We start from the raw sequence: 18,870 nt of genomic DNA on the forward strand, positions 1-18,870 counted from the left end.
CGTCTCATGGAGGCCTCACGTTAGGTTGGAGTACTGGCGGATCACGCGACTCCGGCCGCAGCAACCCCGAGATAGGTGTCGAAAATGCTAGAGTCGCCCTTCAGGAGGCCCGGAGGGCCTTGATAGACGCTTTTTCCCGATGCAAGCACGCAAACATCATCCGCGACGTCCAGCGCGCGCGTGGTGTTCTGTTCAACGAGCAAAATCGTGATGCCTTGCGCCCGCAGCTTCAGTAGCGCCTCCAGGCAAATCTCGACATTCTTCGGCATCAGGCCGAGCGAAAGCTCATCGACCATCAGCAATTGCGGATGAGCCATCAGCGCTCGCCCAATGGCGAGCATCTGCTGCTCGCCGCCAGACATCAGCCCCGATCTTTGGTGACGTCGCTCCGCAAGCCGCGGAAAGAGTTCGAACACCCCCTCCATAGCCTGCTTCTCCATCGATGCCGGGTAGGCGTAGCCGCCGACCATCAAGTTTTCCCGCACCGTGAGGTCGCGGAACAGCAGCCGGCCCTCCGGCACGACGGCGATGCCAAGCTTGGCCCGCTTGACCGCTGGCAAACGCACCAGATCCTGATTTTGCCACGCGACGCGGCCGCTCTGGATCGCAACGTGACCCATGATCGCCATGATCAGTGAAGTCTTTCCTGCGCCGTTCGGCCCCAGGAGGGCAGTGAGCTTGCCTGGCTGAAGCGTCAGCGACAGGTTCTCGACCGCGCGGACGCGACCGTATCCGCATGAGACGTCGGCGAGTTCAAGCATTGGCGGGCTGCGCCTTTCCGATATAGGCATCGCGGACTTCGGGAAGGTCGATCACGGCCTGGCATGGGCCCTCGGCGATGAACTGCCCGCGATCGAGAACGGCGAGGCGGGTGGAAATATTGAGAACCTCGGCAAGATTGTGCTCGACGAGAATGATCGTCAGGCCCTCTTGATTCAGCTCTGCGATGGTCTTGGCGAGAGCGGCGGCCTCGCGTTGGTTCAGCCCGGCAAGCGGCTCATCGAGCAAGAGAATATCCGGATCTAACGCCAGGGCGCGCGCGACTTCCAAACGCTTGAGCTGACCGAGTGGCAATTCCGCGGGATTGCGATCGAGAACCGCGCCGAGCCCGAGCCTCTCGAGAACGGCGGCCGCGCGGCCGCGCTCTTCGCTTCGACGGAACTCAAACAGCGAATGCAGCGCTGAAGCAGTGCGCTGCCTGCCCGCAGCAAGAGCGACGTTGTCGATCACACTTAATCGCGTAAAAGGCCGCACGATCTGGTGTGTGCGGGCGAGGCCGGCTCTTACCCTGCGTTCCGTAGGCAGACGCGTGATGTCGGTGCCGCGCAAATACACGCTGCCCTGCTGCGGATAGAGCGCGCCGGTCAACAGATTGATGAAGGTGGTTTTGCCCGCGCCGTTCGGACCGATGAGGCCGAGCAACTCGCCTTGCTCGATCGACAGGCTCGTCCTATCAACGGCATGGATGCCGCCGAAAGTGATGCGCAGATCGTTGGCGACAAGGAGGCTCACGGCCGTTCACAAAGGGTAGATTTTGCCAATCCCGCCAATCCGCCGGGACCAAACATCATCACGACGATCAGCAGCGTGCCGTAGACCAGCAGCCGATAGTCTCCCGTGAAGCGGAAGACCTCCGGAAACATAGTAAGCAATATCGCTCCACAGATTACGCCAAACGTTGAGCCGATACCGCCGACGACGACCATACAGAGCGCCAGCACCGAGACGCCGAAACCAAACGTGTCGGGAACGATGAAACGAACGAAATTCGTATATAGCCCGCCCGCGAGTCCTGCGAGCGCGGTTCCGATACCGAAAGCGACAAGCTTATAGGCTCCAACGCTGATGCCGACTGCGCGCGCAGCACCGTCATCCGAGGCCACGGCCTGGAAAGCAAAGCCTGTCCAGTTACGGCCAAGATAGAGGCTCAACGCTGTGGTCGCGACGGCCATGGCCAATACCAGCGCGGCATCGCCGCCTTCGCCGAAACCCGATGCGGGGATCCCGGAAATTCCGAGTTCGCCTCCGACCATCGGCAGCTTACGGACGACGCCAAGGAACAGAAAGCCGACGGCCATCGTCGTGATCGCCAGGAAATCGTCCTTGACACGCAGCGAGGCCAATCCGACGGCCACGCCGATCAATCCTGCCACGAGCGCGCTCATGACGAGCGCCGGTAGCAAGGGGATGCCTGCGAGCAGAAGCAGAGCTGTCGCATAGGCGCCGACGCCGTAGAACGCCGCATGCCCCAAACTCACCTGGCCGCAAAAGCCCGTGATCAAATTGAGGCTCAGTGCTAGGATCACGTTGATCCCGGTGACGGTGAGCAGCCCAATGACATAGCTGCTCATGCTGCGGCCTTTGCGCCGAGCCCTTGCGGCCGGATCATCAAGATGACGATGAGTACGAGCGCGGCGATGGCATCCCGGTCCAGGTAGTCGCCGAGCGCGATGGTACCGAACGATTCCGCTACCCCTAGGAGAAGGCTGGCAATCAATGCGCCGCGGGTGCTGCCCAGGCCGCCAAGAACGATGATCGCCAACGCCTTGTAACTCACGACGGCGCCAAAGGATGGTTCGACGAAATTGTTGAGCAGCGCGACAAGGACGCCGGCGATGCCGGCAATGGCCGAGCCGATCGCGAAATTGATGTAGCGCACCGTCAGCACGTTGACGCCAAAGCTGATAGCCATGCGCGGGTTGGCCTCCGTGGCGCGCCACCCCACGCCGATTCGCGTGCGTTCGAGGAATATGTAGAGGACGCCGAGCAGCACAATCGTCGTAATAACAAGTGCGACCTGTGTCTGGTTCAACCGGATTCCCAAGAAGTCCATCGTGTTGAGGAAATACGGATTGTGCCGGAATGAAATCCCGTTTTCGCCAAATATGATGCGGAAACCATCCTCGAGGATAAGCAGCACGCCGAGCGAAGCAATCAGCGCCACGAACGGAGGGTGCTTCAACAACGGCTGATAGATTACCCGGTAAACAAGTATACCTGCGATCACGCTGACGAGGATCGCGGCCGGAAAGGCTATCCAGAGCGATCCGGTCTCATTCGCCACGACGACCCCGGTGAAGGCGCCAAGCGTGAAGATCACGGCGTGTGCGATGTGCAGGATGCGAAGCAGGCCGTAGACCATGGTCAGCCCCATGGCCATCAGGGCATACATGCACCCGTTAATGAGGCCGTTCACAAGCAGGTCGAGATAGTACACGCCGTGTCCCCACTCTGGAGCGCCATTGTTCTGCAGAAGGCGCGAGGAGCGCTCTTCGCCTTGGCCTTACTTTCCGTCCTCATCCGTTACGTCGGAGAAGTGCGTGAACTTCCCATTCTTGATGACGATCACCGGCATGGACATCATGATTTCGTGGTGATCGTCGAAGCCGACCAGTTTACCATGCATCGCGGGGAAGTCCTTGGTGGCCGCGAGAGCGTCGCGAACCTTGGCAGGATCCGTCGAGCCTGCGCGCTTGATCGCGTCCGCCGCCAGCATGACTGCCGTGTAGACGGCAGCCGCCGTGCTTTCCGCTTCGTTACCCTGACGCTGTTTGAGCTCCGCCATGAAATTCTTGAAGACGGGCGAAGGATTATCCCTGTTCAGTGCGTTGACGACATAGATTCCATCCGCCGCCGCTCCGGCGATATCGATGAAGGTTTGCGAGTCGAACGCCTGGGCGGCGACGATTGGAACGGTCACGCCGGCGGCGCGGAGTTGGGCGACCAATGGCCCTCCGGTGAAGGCGTAACCGGTCACGTAAAGCGCCTCGGGGTTGTCGCGCTTCACGCTGGCCACGACCGACCCGAACTGCCGATCTTTTGGCGAATAAGTGTACTCCCTAAGGATTTCGATGCCCGCTTTCGCCGCGACACCCTTGAAACCTTCAAGCAGAGAGACGCCAAAGTCGTTGTTAATGCTGACGATCGAGATGCGCTTGAGCTTGAGGGTCTCGGCCAGGAATTTTGCCGCAACCCGGCCTTGTGGCGGCGCCAGATGGAAAGTGCGGAAGACATAGTCGCCTGCCTTGGTGATATCCGGATGGACGGCGTAGGCGGCGATATAGGGAATATGAGCCTCCTGAAAGACCGTCGCTGCCGCGCGTGTCGGCTCCGAATAGCTTCCTGAAATTGCAAACTGCGTGTGATCCTCGCCGATCATCTTCTTCGCCAGGATGACCGCTTGCGAGCCCTGCGCCTGATCGTCATATACTTTCAGCACCACCTTGTTGCCGAGAATTCCGCCCGCCTTGTTCAGGTCGTCGGCGGCTATTTCCGCGGCAATGCGGGCCGATTTTCCGTCGGCGGCGGCAAATCCGGTGAGCGGCGCATGCATGCCGATGCTGACGTCCTCGGCCGACGCGGTACCAATTCCCAGGGCGCCGGTCAGGACAGCAAGCGCTGCGGCATGGATATAGAGACGAGTCATCTGCTCACCTTCTCCTTGTATGCCGGTCGAAATCCTCGTCCCGGTCCTTCAGATAGTGACCGAGCCCCGCCGCGGGTTGAAATATTATTCGGTGAGGGGTGCTATAACTTTCGATGATTGTCTTGACCCAGGTCCTTTTGCAAGGTCCTGCATCGAACGGCCGCCATCGTGAATGCGCTTTGTCAGGATGTCGATGAAGCGGGTGACGTTTGCGGAAGGTCTTGAACTGGTCCGCCGGATCAGGGACAGGCTGCGCTCAACGCTTGGCTCCTTGATGACGTTGACTTGCAACTCGTTCGCTTGAGCGCGCTTGTAGATCGCGCTGACGGGAAGAACCGTCGCCCAGTCGTCAGCCTTTACCAGGTTGAGCGTCATCGCCATCGAGTCGATCTCGAGTTTGGGTGCAAGGCTCAGCCCGGCCTCGCTGAATGCCCGCTGGATAATTTCGCGCAATCCGTGTCTTGCCGACGGCAACACAAGCTTGAGGCGCAGGACATCGGAAGCCCTGACCGGCCCCAACGGCAGCACGTGCAGCCGAGGATTCGTCACCACCACCATCGCATCACGAGACAACGGCGTGACCAATAATCCGGATTGGCGGACGTCCGTGTCCACGATCGCGAAATCCAGCATTTCCTGAACCGTCCACCGGCGCAGACTTGTGCTGAAACCCTCGGTTAGCCTGAGTTCGGACCCCGTCGAAAGCCGGTTCCACTCTGAGATCGCGTCTGCGATGGTCACAGCCAGCAAGCTCTCATCGTCGAGCACGGGAAGGATGCCGATCCTGATCGGCGCGGCCCCCTGGCGCCCGAGGTCGCGGATCTGACGCCGCGCCTCCGCCAAATCCGACAAAATAGGTTCGCACAGGCGGCGAAGCAGCACCGCTCTTTCCGTTGGCATAATGCCGTGCGCCGTGCGGACAAACAATTTGTGTCCGACGCCTTGCTCCAGCTTCCTGAGCGTATTGCTCAGCGCCGGTTGCGACACACCGATGTCTGCCGCTGCCCGGCTGATATTGCCCCGGTCATAGGCCGCATCGAAGACACGCAATTCCCGAAACGTGAGTTGGTCCTTTGCCTCTTTTTCGTTTTCGTGCCGCAGTTTGGCAATGTGATGCTTGGCGCCGGATCGAGGCGACTCGGTGCTCTTGCCCGACCGTGGCAATAAGGCGCGCAACACATCGCTGAATACTTCCGCAATGACTCCGATGATCCGCCGGTCTGCGTTTCCTACACTCTCGATCCTCCATATCGGATCGCTCGGATGGCAATCGGCATAGGCGATCTGAAACCGCTGCTGGACGGAAAAGCCCGGCATGCAGCTCAAAGGCAAAAGAACGGCATTGCTGGAGCTTGAGGATGTCCTTTCGAGTTCCGCGATCCCGAGATCCTCCTGCGCCAAAGCGATCCCGGCGGACTTGGCAAAATCTTCGCCGAGCGCGGCAATCGTCGGCGGCAGCTTTGGCATGACGACCTTCAGCTGCTTTGCAAAACTGGAAATCTTGGAGAGCGAAAGCAGACCTTCCGGCAACGTGGTTTCACCCCGGCGTGTGACAAAACCCCAGCGGTCGCGGACGTCGAGCGTATCGAATATGTCGCGATCGGCGCGCGCCTCAGCCACCGCCCTGATCTCGTCATTCGTGGTCACGGGGCCGCCAAGGAAGTCGATCAGCCGCAGCTTGACGTGCGGGTGGCTCTTGCCGAGAAGCCGCGCCACCGCCTGCAGGGCTTCGGCCATCAGGCTTCCCCGGGGCGCCATCGGCGCGGCAAGTGCGATCCGCAACGCCTCATCCTGCAGTGACGAACGCACGTAGCGCGACACGAACTCCATCTCGGCCGTCAGGCCTTGGGCGAGGCGATAGAAATGCTCGCCTGCGAGGGTGGGAACCAGGCCGGCGCTGCTACGCTTGCACAGATCGGCCCCCAGTTCGTGTTCCAACTGGCTGATCTGCATACTGACATTGGACTGCACGGTGCCGATGCGCTCTGCAGCCGCGGCGATGCTGCCGTAGTCGCAGGCCCTCAGGAAATAGCTGAATTGGCGGAATTCCAAGTTTGCTCCGGGCCCAATGCCTGTCGTGGCGGGGCCTTCAATAATAGTTATACCATCCATCGCAAGCAAGTATTGGCGTGACCAAGCAACGACACGGATGATCGCCCTGCAATCGATCAGGCGTCACAAGGAAAAGTCGTGACACGCAACATCAAGGCACAGCGTGGCAATGTCCTGCGCTGCCGAGGTTGGCGGCAGGAAACCATCTTGCGGATGCTCGAGAACAATCTCGAGAACGCGGAAATACCGGAATCCCTCGTGGTCTACACCGGTGCGCGCGTGGCCCGGGACTGGGAAGCCTATGACCTGATCAGCGAGAGGCTCAAAACCCTCGAAGACGACGAAACCCTGATCATCCAGTCGGGTAAACCGATTTTCCGGCAGCGCACCCATGAGCGGGCGCCCCGTGTTCTTATGGCGAACGGCAATGTGCTGGGGCGCTGGGCGGATGATAGGAACTATTATGAGTTGCAAAGAAAGGGACTGACGTTCTACCCCGGCATGACCGCGGCTGCGTGGCAGTACATCGGCAGTCAGGGCATCATCCAGGGAACGTACCAGTCCTTCATGGGTGCCGGCGAACAGAGTTTTGGCGGCGATCTCGTCGGTCGCGTCATCCTCACCGCGGGATGCGGAGGTATGGGTGGCGCGCAGCCACTCGCCGGCAAGCTGGCAGGCGCCGCGATCCTTTGCGTGGATCCGAGCGCGCGTAACATCCGTCGTCGCGTCGATGTCGGCTATTGCGACCGGATGACGGAAAGCGTCGATGAAGCCATCAGACTCATCGAAGAGGCGCGGCATTCCAAGACGCCGCTTTCCGTTGGCCTGGTTGGTAATGCGGCCGACGTTCATCCGCTTTTGTTGTCGCGGGGCTTTCAGCCCGACGTCGTAACGGATCAGGTCAACAGCGATCCATTCCGCGGCTATATCCCGAGCGGAATGACGCCCGACGAAGCGTTCCAGGCGATGCGGACCAATCCCGAGGGTACGGCGAAGCGCGGGTTGGAATCGCTCGTCAGCCAGGTCGCCGCTATGCTCGAATTCAAGCGTCGGGGAGCGATCGTATTCGAGTACGGCAACGACATTCGTGAGCGTGCGGCCGACGCTGGCCTCAAGGAGGCCCTCGAGATCGGCAGTTTCATCACGCTCTTCATCCGGCCGCTGTTCTGCGAGGGCAAAGGCCCCTTCCGCTGGCTTGCCGCGTCGGGCGACAACAAAGATATTGCGTATATCGACGAGCTCGTCCAGCGCACCTTCCCGCACAATCAGGCCATCAACCGCTGGATATCACTAGCGCGCGAGCATGTACCGGTTGAAGGACTGCCGGCGCGCATCGGTTGGCTCGGATATGGCGAGCGCAGCAAGCTGGCGCGATTGGTCAATGCCGCGGTAGCCAACGGCGAGCTTTCCGGACCGATCGCTTTCACTCGCGATCATCTCGACTCCGGTTCGGTCGCCTATCCCTTGCGCGAAACCGAGAACATGCCGGATGGCAGCGACGCCATTTCGGATTGGCCGATTTTGAATGCTCTGCTCGCCTGTGCGGGTGGCGCCGATCTCGTAGCCGTTCATTCGCACGGTAACCGTTGGCAAAGTGCTGGCCAGACGGTCGTCGCCGACGGCAGTAAGCTGGCGGAGGCGCGCATAACGGCCGTGATGGATGGCGACACTGCGATGGGTGTCGTGCGTCACGCCGAAGCGGGCGTCGAAGCGGCGACGAAGACGCGCGGCGCCAACCGGCTGGAGCCGTAATGGAAATTGCCCGATGTGCAAGTCGCGGGAGCCAACATGAAACGACGGCTGGGGCGTGATGATGTCGAGGCCGCGATCCTCGGAGGGCTGCTGTTGTCGGCGGGCGGCAGCGGCGGTTCCGGCATCGCGCGCAACCGCGCCATCGGCGAGATGGCGCTCGCCTATAGTGGTGTCGATCTGATCCACCCCAACGAGCTTGCTGCTGACGAACTCGCCATCGTAGCAAGCGGCATCGGCGCACCTGCGTCGTCCAAGCCGCGCACCGAGCCCCGCCACGCGATCGAGAGTGGCCGACTGTTGCTGCGCGAAATAGACAAGCCGGTGACCGCCGTGATGCCGGCGCATGTTCCCGGACTGAACGCCTGGCTCCAAGCGTCGGTTCTCGGTCTCGACCTGCTCGATGCCGCGACCAACGGCCGCGGCCATCCGACCGTGAAATTGGGCTCGATGGGTCTCGCGGCGCGTCCCGACATTTCCATCACGCAAGCTGCCGTGGGCGGGCGTCGCGGCGAAACGGCTCTGTCGGTGATCGCCACGGGCGATATTGGCTCGACGTCGGAGATCATGCGTAGCGCGGCAGCGGCGAATGGCGGGCTTATCCTTGCAAGTCGCGGCCCATTCCGTGTCGACTATATCCGCCAATTTGGCGCCGTTGGCGCGCTTGGTTTTCAGATCGGCCTCGGTAGGGCGATACTCGAGGGATCCGTCGCGGCCGAAGCGGCGGCTCGCTTTGTGCGGGGAGAAATTCTGGTCATCGGGCGAGTAGCGGCAAACAGCGTCGCGTTCGATGGCGCCTTCGATGTCGGCCGTATCGAAATCGACAGCGGCGGGCGGGTCCGCCTTGGCGTTTGCAACGAATTCATGTGCGCGGATCGAGCCGGAGAACGTGTCTACACTTTCCCCGATCTGGTCGCGACCGTTGACCCGAAAACCGGCGTCGGTCTCGAAATCTCCGAATTGAAGGTAGGGACCGAGGTCGCCGTAATCGCAGCCAAAAAAGACAGGCTTCCGCTCGGCGCGGGCGTGCTTGATCCCGCTGCTTATGACGAAATCGAGCACGCGATGAAGACCGATCTCAAGACCGACGGCTCGCGGGAAAACATTCTGCCAAGAACGAAGTGAGGACAAGCGATGATCAAGCTTTATGACAGCCGGTTATCCGGCAACGCCTGGAAGGTCAGGATACTGCTCGGCAATCTCGGCATTCCGCTTCAGCGGGTCACGTATGCGCTTCCCGAGGGCAAGACCTACACGCCGGAATTCCTGGCGAAGAATCCGCTGGGAAAGATTCCGGTTGTCGAATTGGACAGCGGTGAAACGGTGTTCGAGTCGAATGCGATCCTGGTTTATTTCGGGACCAATACACCTTTCTTGCCGGAGGATAAACTCGCCAAGTCACGCGTGATGCAGTGGATGTTCTTTGAACAGGCAGAGGTGATGATGAACCTGGCCCAACCGCGTTTCTTCATCGGCATCAAGAAGGACAAGCAAGCCAATCTGGATTTGATCAAGTCGAGATGGGAAGCAGGCTACAAGGTCCTGAAGATCATGGACGACCATCTTGCGGCCAACGCGTTTTTCGTCGGCGGCCGGTACAGTATCGCCGACATCTCGCTCTACACCTACGCCAGCGTGGCGCACGAGGGCGAGTTTGAGATGCAGCGCTTCCCCAACGTGCTGGCGTGGTTCGAACGTGTTCGCAACCAACCCGGCTATGTACCGCTGCTGGAAGATTGATCGACTGTGCCAGCTAAGCGGACCACACTCACGGCAACGCACTGGGGGACTTACGTCGTCAGCTCCGAAAATGGACGGCTGACCGACGTGGAGCCCTGGAGCGGTGATCCGGATCCATCTCCGATCGGCCGCTCCTTGATCGGGGCCGTCGATGGGCCGGTCCGTGTCGCGCGCCCATCTGTGCGCCGCGAATGGTTGGAGGGGAATCGCTCGGGGCGCCGCGGCTCTGATCCGTTCGTTGAGGTCTCATGGGACGAGGCGCTGGATCTCGTCGCGGCCGAGTTGGAGCGGATACGCTCCACGCACGGTAACTCGGCGATCTATGGCGGCTCCTACGGCTGGGCCAGTGCCGGCCGCTTCCACCACGCGCAGAGCCAAATTCATCGGTTTCTTGGCATGATCGGCGGCTACACCAGTTCGGTGCTGACTTACTCTTCCGCCGCAGGCGAGGCCATTCTCCCTCACATCATCGGCAGTATGGATGGCCTCGTTGGCTATCATTCCACCTGGGACGGTATCGCCGAACAAGGCGGTCTCGTCGTCGCCTTCGGCGGGTTGCCACGGCGTAACTCGCAGGTGCAGGCTGGCGGGCTTGGCCGGCACGAGGTGCAAGGTGCTGTCCGCCGCGCTGCGGAACGTGGCGTCCGCTTCATTACTGTCTCGCCGGTTCGTGAGGACAGTCCCGACATCGTACCGAGTGAATGGTTGCCGCTGCGTCCTAACAGCGACGTTGCGGTGATGCTGGGGCTAGCTCATGTACTGATCACCGAAAATTTGCACGACGAAGCCTTTCTCGTTCGCTATTGCGTGGGTTTCGACGCGGTCCGCGCGTATGTGCTGGGCGAGAGCGACGGCGTCCCAAAGACGCCGGCATGGGCTGCGTCGCTCGCGCAGATGGACCCAAACCGCATCGTCGCGCTGGCACGGGACATGGCCGCCGGCCGCACCATGATTATGGTCAATTGGGCCATTCAGCGCGCTGATCACGGTGAGCAACCCTATTGGATGGCGGTGACGCTTGCGGCGCTACTTGGTCAGATTGGGTTACCGGGTGGCGGCTTCGGCTTCGGGTATTCGTCGACCAACGGCATGGGGCGACCGGAACTCGGATTTCGCTGGCCCGCCTTTCCGCAGCAACGCAATCCAATCTCGAGCTTCATTCCGGTCGCGCGGCTGACTGACATGCTGCTCGATCCAGGCGGTCGGGTCGATTTCAACGGCCAGGTTCTGACCTATCCGGATATCCGGCTCATTTATTGGGCCGGTGGGAATCCGTTCCATCACCATCAGGATCTGAACCGACTGGTCGGAGCCTGGCAGCGGCCAGAGACGATCATCGTCCACGAGCCTTATTGGACCGCGACGGCACGTCATGCCGATATCGTCCTGCCGGTCACGACCACGCTCGAGCGCAATGACCTTGCTTTCGCCGGTCGCGAAAACCTGGTGGTCGCCATGAAGCAAGTGATTGCCCCGATCGCGGAAGCGCGCGACGATTTCGCGATCTTCACCGACCTCGCTGCGCGACTCGGGGTCGAGGCAACCTTCACCGGTGGGCGCAACGAGGATGCATGGATTCAGTCCATGTATGCAGACGCGCGCGCGACCGCCGCGTCGCATGGCATCGCGCTGCCGCCGTTCGCGGAATTTTGGAAACGCGGATATGTGGAGGCCGAGCGCCGGACCACGTTCAACGTCCTGCTCGGTTCGTTTCGCGAGGATCCAGAACGCCATCGTCTCGACACGCCTTCCGGACGGATCGAGTTGTTCTCCACCCGCATCGCCTCGTTCGGCTATGATGATTGTCCTGGACATGCCGTTTGGCGTGAACCCGTGGAGTGGCTAGGCAGTCCGCTTGCGGTGCGCTATCCGTTGCACCTGCTGTCGCCGCAACCAGCCGACAAGCTGCACAGCCAGTACGATCATGGATCGGTTAGCCGGGCCGGCAAGGTAGCAACCCGCGCGCCGTTGCGGATGAATCCGGCCGACGCCGCGGCCCGCGGCATTCGCGATGGCGACGTCGTCAAGGTCTTCAACGATCGCGGCGCCTGTCTGGCCGGCGTCGTAGTGACGGACGCGGTGCTGCCGGGTGTGGTGCAATTGCCAACAGGGGCCTGGTATGACCCGGCAGAGCCAGGGGTACCCGGCTCGATCGAGAAGCATGGCAATCCCAACGTCCTGACACCCGATCACGGCTCCTCTCGTCTCGCCCAGGCGCCGAGCTGCAACTCGACCCTGGTGGAGATTGCACGGTTCGACGGAAAACCGCCGGCCGTGACGGCGTTCGAGCCGCCCGAGTTTGCACCAAGGCCGATAAAATCTTTCGAAAACAAGAAGGTGATCCAATGAGTGATTTCGATCTGGTCGTCACGGGACGCGTCGTACTGACCAATCGTGTGATCGACAACGGCTATGTGGCGATCAGGGGTGGGCTGGTGGAGCGGGTCGGTGAGGGGCCAGCGCCCGCTGCCGGGGAGCGCCAGGATTTCGGCAAGGCATTCGTGCTTCCCGGGGCAATCGATGCCCAGGTGCATTCGAAATCGCAGCTCAACCAGGAAGACTTCATCTGGTCGACCCGCGCGGCTGCCGCTGGTGGCGTCACCACAATCGTCGACATGCCCTATGACGCCGGCTTCCTGGTTTGTACTGGCGATCGCGTTCGGCAAAAAATAGAAGAGGCCGGCGCACAATCGCGGGTCGACTTCGCGCTCTACGGCACCATCGCGCCGGGGGATGGCGCCAAGCACATAGCTGGCATGGTCGAGGCCGGCGTCTCAGCGTTCAAATTCTCCACCTTCAACACCGATTCAAAGCGTTTCCCAAGGATCGCGCCGCAGGTGCTGTACGAATGCTTCAGCGAAATCGGCAAACATGGACTTGCCGCCGGCGTGCACAATGAAAACGACGAGATGGTGCGGGCCGCGATCGCTGCGGTGGAAACGGCGGGAGTAACCAACTATCTAGCCCACGGAAGGTCGCGCCCTCCGGTGACGGAAACGCTGGCGATGGCCGAGGTCTACGAGATCGGCGCACAGGCTGGCTGCTCGGCCCATGTGGTGCACTGCTCGGTCGGCCGCGGCTATGAGCTGTGCGAGAGTTATCGCCGCCAGGGTTTTGATGCCACCGTCGAGGCCTGCATCCACTATCTCTTTCTGGACGAGGAGAACGATGTGGCGCGGTTGGGTGGCAAAGCCAAGGTCAATCCTCCGATTCGCCCCCGCGCGCAAGTCGAGGCGCTGTGGCGGCATCTCGCCGCCGGGCATGTAACTGTCGTGTCGACTGATCACGTCAGCTGGTCGGAGGACCGCAAGACCGATCCGAACATGCTGAAAAATTCCTCGGGCGTGCCGGGTCTCGAAGTGCTGTACGCGCTTCTGATCAAAGGCCTCACCGAACGTCATCTGGACATCAGCCATGCGTCGCGGCTGCTCGCCGCCAATCCGGCGCGGCTGTTTCGCATTGGCCATCGCAAAGGTGCGATCGAACCTGGGCGCGACGCCGATCTCGTTGTCATGGCGCATGCCCCCCATCGGTACGATCCGAGCGCCAGCGGCCACAACTTCGTGCGCTGGAGCCCCTATGAGGGGCTCGAATTGCCATACAGAGCAGTCGCGACGTTCCTTCGCGGGCGCATTGCCTTCGATGGCCGAAAAGTAATGGCGGAGCCCGGGACCGGCGCCTTCGTGCGGCCGGGCTGAGCTCGCGGGAAGCGTCATAGCGATACAGGCCACCCCCCCGTGAGCGAGTCTGTGCCGACATACATCCTTATTTAGCTTCGACCCCTTCATCGACTTGACGCGTTGGACGTCATGGCCGATCGACCCCAGCACCCCGCGAATAAACAACTGGGTCGTTGAGGCTGAATGACACGCTTGGCGCAACTGCCTAGACTAGGCAGCCAAGCGTCGCTCCTCTTCGACTTCCCCTGTGTCACCGCCTGAAGCCCTCATCAAGAAGCGGTCCAAGGCGGCTCTTCGTGACCCACGGTCCAACGCATAAGCAGTCTGCTTGAACTCAATGCCGTCAAGGAGCCCCTGAATGTAACCCGAGATTGTGTCCGCAGCCATGATAAGCGCCGTATCAAGCGTATGAATGTATTTGCTCGCCACCGAACCTTTTTTGGCATGACCTACCAGGGCCGGGATGGTCACCTCAGTAAAACCGAGATCGTTGGCGATGCTCGCGAAGCTGTGACGCAGGACGTGCGGCGTCACATGGGATAGCGGGGAACCCTCGAAGAGATGCTTCCAACGGTTCGGGAAGCTGCCGAACGCGTTGTCCTCACCCTGCCCCGGAAAAACGTATGTACTGACATCGTCGGTACGCCGTCGCTCGAGATATTCGACGACAGACAGCCCAATGGGGCGGATGGACTCACCCTCTTTACTATCCTCCAACCGCAAGCAGCTCGCTTCGGTGTCGGCCTCCGTCCACTTCAATCCGATCATCTCGCTTCGCCGGCAGCCGGTGCGTTCGTGCTGACTCTTGGAGGGGTGGCACTGGAGTTGCGGGGACGCGGATGACGGACGGCGCCGCCGGCATGTCGGCTTCGGTCAGCGCCTTGGCTTTCCGAATCGCCGAGCCCGGCTGCTTAAGCGCGCAGCGACGCAAACCCACAGACGCAACAGCCGCAACTTTTTTGATTCAATTTGAATTGCTTGTCGCTCCAATTCGCGGCGGGCGGTGATCGCCGAAGTCAGCTTGGGTAGAGTCGAGGATGGGCGCGGTAGCTTGGGGCCAATGGCCAACGCCCCGTTTCCCATCCCCGCTCATCAAACCGGACGAGCCGATTAACGCCGGACAGGCCAACGGCAGTAGCACCTGAAGCGTCCGCTCTGGAAACGACGCTTCGACGACCCGATCATCCTGTCGGATGGCCGCGTGCTCCACACCCTACTCGACGCGTCGACCTACGCGACGACGAATGTGACTTGGGTCACGGCGAGCTTCCGAGGCCGCACATAAGGTCCCCCTATCGCCGGAATGATCCGGTTTGCAAGGGAGAGCGAAGATGTCCAAGTCTGTTGTTGCTGTTTGCGTCACCATCGCACTTTTGTCAGGGTCGCCGGCTTTCGCAGGTGGCCACGGTGGCGGCGGAGGTATGGGCGGCGGCGGAGGTATGGTCCGCAGTGAAGGCGGGCACTCATTCGCGCCACTCGCGACACCTGTTCGCGATCATCGCGGTTCTGCGCAGGGAGAAGGCGGAGCATCCGTGACCAACACGCCGAGCGCTGACCATGGCCGCAAGTGCGGACAGACTATCGCGTGCGGAGCCAGTCCATATCCCACGACAGGTACGCGCGACCATCGCGGTTGAAGCAGGCCCGACCGATAACCAATTCTTCACCGATCGCGGCGACACTCTCGACGGGCCGCGTAGCGCAATAGGCCCAGAGCCGTCGCGCCTTTCTCAACCCGGTAGCGGCGGCTTTTGTTTGCCGGGGTCGGTTCACCGACCGAGCTTTTTGATGCAAATCGGTTGGCCGTTGGGGACAGGGGTGCAATCCCAATCCGGACCGAAGCCATTATTCGGCTTAGAACTTGGAGACCAATAGAAACCGAAAGCGAGAAGGCAAAGCACAACGGCGATGAACAGAATACCCATGACATCACCGCGTTTTGGGTACGGCCGAGGCCATCTCATGGCAGTATCGCCCCCTTAAATTCGAAGTCCGCGTTCTACGGCCATGCGGCGATGAACAACTCAAAAAGAAAACACCGGGCGACAAAGTCACCCGGTGTTGAGAACGCCGTCCGTAGGTTCGATTACTTGAGCGATGTGCTGATCGAAGTGAAGGTGGTGCTCAACGCCGTGCCGACACCATTGACAGCCGCGATGATGGCGATGGCAATCCCGGTCGCGATCAGGCCGTATTCGATGGCGGTGGCACCGGCTTCGTCCCGCAAAAACCTAACGACAAAAATCTTCATGACAGTCCTGCCCTTATTGGTTTGCTCGGACCCGGTTGAGTTCCGGTTCCGAAAACAGGTAGTATTACGTAAACCTCTAAGGTTGTCTAAACGCGTGAGATGTCAATTTGCGCGAAATCTGATTTGAAATGTACGCAAAGTCCGTGCGGAGGCGCTCCGTCCAAAGATTGCAGGGCCAGAGGCCCCGGGGAAGCCAATGGCCTATCGTCTCGCCCCTAGCAAAAAGGCGAAGACCTTGGCAGCGGCTCGAAGGGTCGGGCCCGGAACGGCGCCCTCGACGATTTCAAGCGGGCGGCGCTGGAAGGAGATTTCGAGGACAGCAAGGAATTGAAGGGCGCGCCCCAGCTTGCCGTCGTGAAGGTCGACATCGTGGAGGCCTTCAGGAGCTACTGTGACCGCCCCAAAGTCATCAAGGACGGCCTCGAAGGAAAGACCGCCGAACGGTGGGAGCCGGTCATCAATCAGTTCATGAAGTTCATCGGTCATCGCGACCTCGCCCGCGTCACGCAACATGACGCCGTCAGATGGCGGAACCACAAGCTGAAGGAAGGCATTGAGCCGAAGTCTGTCCGAGACGTTTGGCTGGCCGCGCCGCGGTCGATCTGTACGCACATGATCAACGAACTGATCGGAATGTCTTTCTCGTCGCCGACCCTGATCCGAAGGCCGATGCTCGCCAACCTAGTGTCAAAGTCGACGCGGCTGGTCGCACTGGCGAGCGCTTGCGCGACCATCTCGCGCACGCGCGGCAAATCGACACCGTTTCGCTTGCACCGCTGATGATCAGCTTCATCGAAGCTCGCGGGATGATCCGGTGGCACAACACCCCGCAGCGCCGCCGCCGTCGTGTAATCTCCCTCACGTTCCAGCGCCGAGACTATTGAACTCATGCGAGGAGCCGCAACAATGCTGTGGCCCCACGGCACCTCCAGGACTCGCGAGATTTTGGAGTGAATGTTCCAGTCATGCGACGACAACATGACGCGTCCGGAGATTGGATCGACCACCTCCGGCGCTAGGATGTGAAAATGGCGCGGCGATTTATTTTCATTTGTGGCCTTCGACTCCACAGGCCATTTTCGCCCACGACGCCAATTACCTCGATAAAACAACGCGGTTCGGCGGTTACGACTACTCTGACGACTACAATGTGGACTACGGCAGCGGTCAGCACCGCAGAATCGCGCGGTCGCCCACGCCAGTCAACAGCCTTCGGGCCAGCCCCTCCTGCACGTTTGAATCATAGTTGACGCGTTGCTGCCGGCCCGGGGCCGCCTGAAGGCTCATCCCCAAGCATTCGATAGATAGCCGCTCTCTTCGGTAAAAACGCTTCGCCAAAGCCAGATGCACGGATACACGCTTCGACACTTGCACACCTGGGGCAGGCCGGAAGCGTTGTTTTTCGAGGTTTCGGCGTTCGAAAGTGGCGGTCGGATGCGAGTGAGCTGGCGGAGAGGGGGGGATTCTCTGCCAGGGTCCCAAGGACCTCGAAAACTGCAGGAAAAACAGCGTTTCCGGACAACCGCGGCGGGTTGTGTGTACCGCCAGTATGTACCGGGGCCGGCAGCTCAGTTCAAGCGAATTCGCGCGAATGGTAAACGCTTCCCCAACGTCGTTCGCGCCAGAAGCGGGCGCTCGATTTCGGTCATTACGAGGCGGCGGGTCGTTCAAAGCTGAAGTCCAGTTAGGTTCTCCCAGACCGTCTCACCTTCCTGGTGCTGGCCTGCGGTTTCGGCACTTTGCCCGTGTCGACCGGAATCTGCTTCAGCCGATCGACAAACCATCGGCCGGCGGGACCTGGCGGCGACTTGGTCTGCCACACCACCGACATCGTGAGAATCAGACCATCCGGCGGCACGTCCTCGATGGGCAGCACAGAAAGGCGCCCCTCTTCCAGATCCTTGCGCACGACATGCAAGGGCATGCCGCCCCAGCCGAGACCGTTGAGCAAGAAATGATGCTTGGCGAAGAGGTCGGCAAGCCGCCAGGTCGAGGACGACATCACGCCGAATTCGCGCCCCAGAGACAGTTCCGACCTATCGGTGAGCACGATCTGAGTATGTTTTCCGAGAGCTTCCTTGGAAATTTTGCCGCGATGGGAAGCCAGTGCATGATCGCGGGCCGCCACCATCAGAAACGCGATGCCCGGCAGCCGCTCATAGGTCAGCGTATCCGGGATCGCCGGGAGTGATCCGATCACGCCGATGCTGCAACGGCCATCAAGCACGGGCGTGATGGCACCGCCGAGGGCCTCGACATAGATGCGCAGCGGCACCGCCGGGTATTTCTGCCGAAACTCCTTGGCCACCTGGGTAATCGCGTCGATCGGATAGAAGACGTCGATCACCACGGACAATTCCGGCTCAAGACCCGCGGACATGCCCTTGGCCCGGGCCTTCAGCAGATCGACCCCTGTGATGATGCTGCGCGCATCGCCCAGCATGGCCAGTCCGGCCGGGGTGAGTTTGGGATAACGGCCGGAGCGGTCGAACAACTGCACGCCGATCTGTTCCTCGAGCTTGCCGATCGTCTCGCTCACAACAGACTGTGCGCGCAACAACTTGCGGGAGGCAGCAGAAAAGCTTCCTTCGTCGACCGCGGCGATGAACGTTCGCAATTGGTCGAGAGAGACAGCGTCGAGCATGGGACCACCCTATCGGCCAAACCGATACTTGGCCGCATGATATACCGCCTGACGGCAGTCATATCAATCATGGAGGTCCTGCTCTGCTCAAAGCGCCCACTGATCTTCCTGGTCGCTTAGATCGCCGCCATTCAGGCGCCGGGCGATCTCTTCGCTCATCACGGCATCGGTTGCGGTCGCGATCACGATGCCGTGCGCGGTGACGATCTCGCGGCCCCTTGCCTCAAGCGGGAAGTGTTCCGGTCGGAGCGGCGAGCTTTTGTCGGACCCGACCCGAGACTGCGGCGCCACGGCGATATGTCGAAATAACCGAACTTCACATAATCCG

17 protein-coding genes and 1 pseudogene are annotated in these 18,870 nt (G+C 60.9%); 6 read left to right on the plus strand and 12 right to left on the minus strand.

Annotated elements, in window-relative coordinates:
- Nucleotides 1-41: 41 nt before the first annotated feature.
- The 6 genes from ACP2YO_RS41765 to ACP2YO_RS41790 all read right to left on the minus strand — a co-directional run bounded on the left by ACP2YO_RS41765 (nt 42) and on the right by ACP2YO_RS41790 (nt 6,478).
- Nucleotides 42-761, minus strand: a complete 720-nt coding sequence (locus ACP2YO_RS41765; protein ID WP_426437016.1) for an ABC transporter ATP-binding protein — start codon at nt 759-761, stop codon at nt 42-44.
- Nucleotides 754-1,422, minus strand: coding sequence for an ABC transporter ATP-binding protein (locus ACP2YO_RS41770; protein WP_426437017.1), 669 nt, complete (start codon nt 1,420-1,422; stop codon nt 754-756). The genes ACP2YO_RS41765 and ACP2YO_RS41770 overlap by 8 nt, the downstream gene beginning before the upstream one ends.
- An 86-nt stretch (nt 1,423-1,508) precedes the next feature.
- Entirely contained in the window at nt 1,509-2,351 is an 843-nt protein-coding gene (locus ACP2YO_RS41775) for a branched-chain amino acid ABC transporter permease (RefSeq protein ID WP_426437018.1), read from the minus strand.
- Entirely contained in the window at nt 2,348-3,217 is an 870-nt protein-coding gene (locus ACP2YO_RS41780; protein WP_426437019.1) for a branched-chain amino acid ABC transporter permease, read from the minus strand. Before ACP2YO_RS41780 ends, ACP2YO_RS41775 begins: the two co-directional genes overlap by 4 nt.
- Nucleotides 3,218-3,283: 66 nt before the next feature.
- The gene (locus ACP2YO_RS41785; protein WP_426437020.1) at nt 3,284-4,333 is read right to left on the minus strand and encodes an ABC transporter substrate-binding protein; all 1,050 of its coding nucleotides are present in this window, start codon (nt 4,331-4,333) and stop codon (nt 3,284-3,286) included.
- A gap of 177 nt (nt 4,334-4,510) precedes the next feature.
- Nucleotides 4,511-6,478 carry a LysR family transcriptional regulator gene (locus ACP2YO_RS41790; RefSeq protein WP_426437021.1) on the minus strand — a complete coding sequence of 656 codons (1,968 nt, stop codon included), beginning with the start codon at nt 6,476-6,478 and terminating at the stop codon, nt 4,511-4,513.
- A 138-nt stretch (nt 6,479-6,616) separates the two neighbouring features.
- Here ACP2YO_RS41790 and ACP2YO_RS41795 point away from each other — a divergent pair, with 138 nt between their 5' ends.
- Genes ACP2YO_RS41795 through ACP2YO_RS41815 form a run of 5 tightly spaced genes read left to right on the plus strand, consistent with a single transcriptional unit; the run spans nt 6,617 to nt 13,665 of the window.
- On the plus strand, nt 6,617-8,230 hold the full coding sequence (locus ACP2YO_RS41795; RefSeq protein ID WP_426437022.1) for a urocanate hydratase: 1,614 nt from the start codon (nt 6,617-6,619) through the stop codon (nt 8,228-8,230).
- A gap of 36 nt (nt 8,231-8,266) precedes the next feature.
- Nucleotides 8,267-9,352, plus strand: a complete 1,086-nt coding sequence (locus ACP2YO_RS41800; protein WP_426437023.1) for a DUF917 family protein — start codon at nt 8,267-8,269, stop codon at nt 9,350-9,352.
- Between the two features lie 9 nt (nt 9,353-9,361).
- Nucleotides 9,362-9,967 (plus strand): glutathione S-transferase family protein, encoded by a 606-nt coding sequence (locus ACP2YO_RS41805; RefSeq protein WP_426437024.1) that lies wholly within the window; start codon nt 9,362-9,364, stop codon nt 9,965-9,967.
- Nucleotides 9,968-9,973: 6 nt separating this feature from the next.
- Nucleotides 9,974-12,316, plus strand: a complete 2,343-nt coding sequence (locus tag ACP2YO_RS41810) for a molybdopterin guanine dinucleotide-containing S/N-oxide reductase (protein ID WP_426437025.1) — start codon at nt 9,974-9,976, stop codon at nt 12,314-12,316.
- A complete protein-coding gene (locus ACP2YO_RS41815; protein ID WP_426437026.1) occupies nt 12,313-13,665 on the plus strand; it encodes a dihydroorotase in 1,353 nt (450 codons plus the stop codon). The genes ACP2YO_RS41810 and ACP2YO_RS41815 overlap by 4 nt, the downstream gene beginning before the upstream one ends.
- A gap of 192 nt (nt 13,666-13,857) precedes the next feature.
- Here the strand turns inward: ACP2YO_RS41815 and ACP2YO_RS41820 are convergent.
- Nucleotides 13,858-14,436: pseudogene (locus tag ACP2YO_RS41820) on the minus strand (tyrosine-type recombinase/integrase); the annotation flags it as partial.
- Nucleotides 14,437-14,486: 50 nt separating this feature from the next.
- On the opposite strand from ACP2YO_RS41820, the gene ACP2YO_RS41825 reads away from it, so the two are divergent.
- On the plus strand, nt 14,487-14,654 hold the full coding sequence (locus ACP2YO_RS41825; RefSeq protein WP_426437027.1) for a hypothetical protein: 168 nt from the start codon (nt 14,487-14,489) through the stop codon (nt 14,652-14,654).
- A gap of 1,079 nt (nt 14,655-15,733) precedes the next feature.
- Here the strand turns inward: ACP2YO_RS41825 and ACP2YO_RS41830 are convergent.
- The 5 genes from ACP2YO_RS41830 to ACP2YO_RS41850 all read right to left on the minus strand — a co-directional run bounded on the left by ACP2YO_RS41830 (nt 15,734) and on the right by ACP2YO_RS41850 (nt 18,833).
- Entirely contained in the window at nt 15,734-15,898 is a 165-nt protein-coding gene (locus ACP2YO_RS41830) for a Flp family type IVb pilin (protein ID WP_426437028.1), read from the minus strand.
- 201 nt (nt 15,899-16,099) lie between these two features.
- The gene (locus ACP2YO_RS41835; protein ID WP_426437029.1) at nt 16,100-16,384 is read right to left on the minus strand and encodes a hypothetical protein; all 285 of its coding nucleotides are present in this window, start codon (nt 16,382-16,384) and stop codon (nt 16,100-16,102) included.
- Entirely contained in the window at nt 16,381-16,968 is a 588-nt protein-coding gene (locus ACP2YO_RS41840; RefSeq protein WP_426437030.1) for a hypothetical protein, read from the minus strand. Before ACP2YO_RS41840 ends, ACP2YO_RS41835 begins: the two co-directional genes overlap by 4 nt.
- A gap of 614 nt (nt 16,969-17,582) precedes the next feature.
- Complete coding sequence (locus tag ACP2YO_RS41845; protein ID WP_309182274.1) at nt 17,583-18,542, minus strand: LysR family transcriptional regulator; 960 nt, start codon at nt 18,540-18,542, stop codon at nt 17,583-17,585.
- A gap of 87 nt (nt 18,543-18,629) precedes the next feature.
- Complete coding sequence (locus ACP2YO_RS41850; protein ID WP_309182273.1) at nt 18,630-18,833, minus strand: hypothetical protein; 204 nt, start codon at nt 18,831-18,833, stop codon at nt 18,630-18,632.
- Nucleotides 18,834-18,870 lie beyond the last annotated feature (37 nt).

The organism is Bradyrhizobium genosp. P (assembly GCF_049949265.1).
In the GTDB taxonomy this organism is placed as follows: domain Bacteria; phylum Pseudomonadota; class Alphaproteobacteria; order Rhizobiales; family Xanthobacteraceae; genus Bradyrhizobium.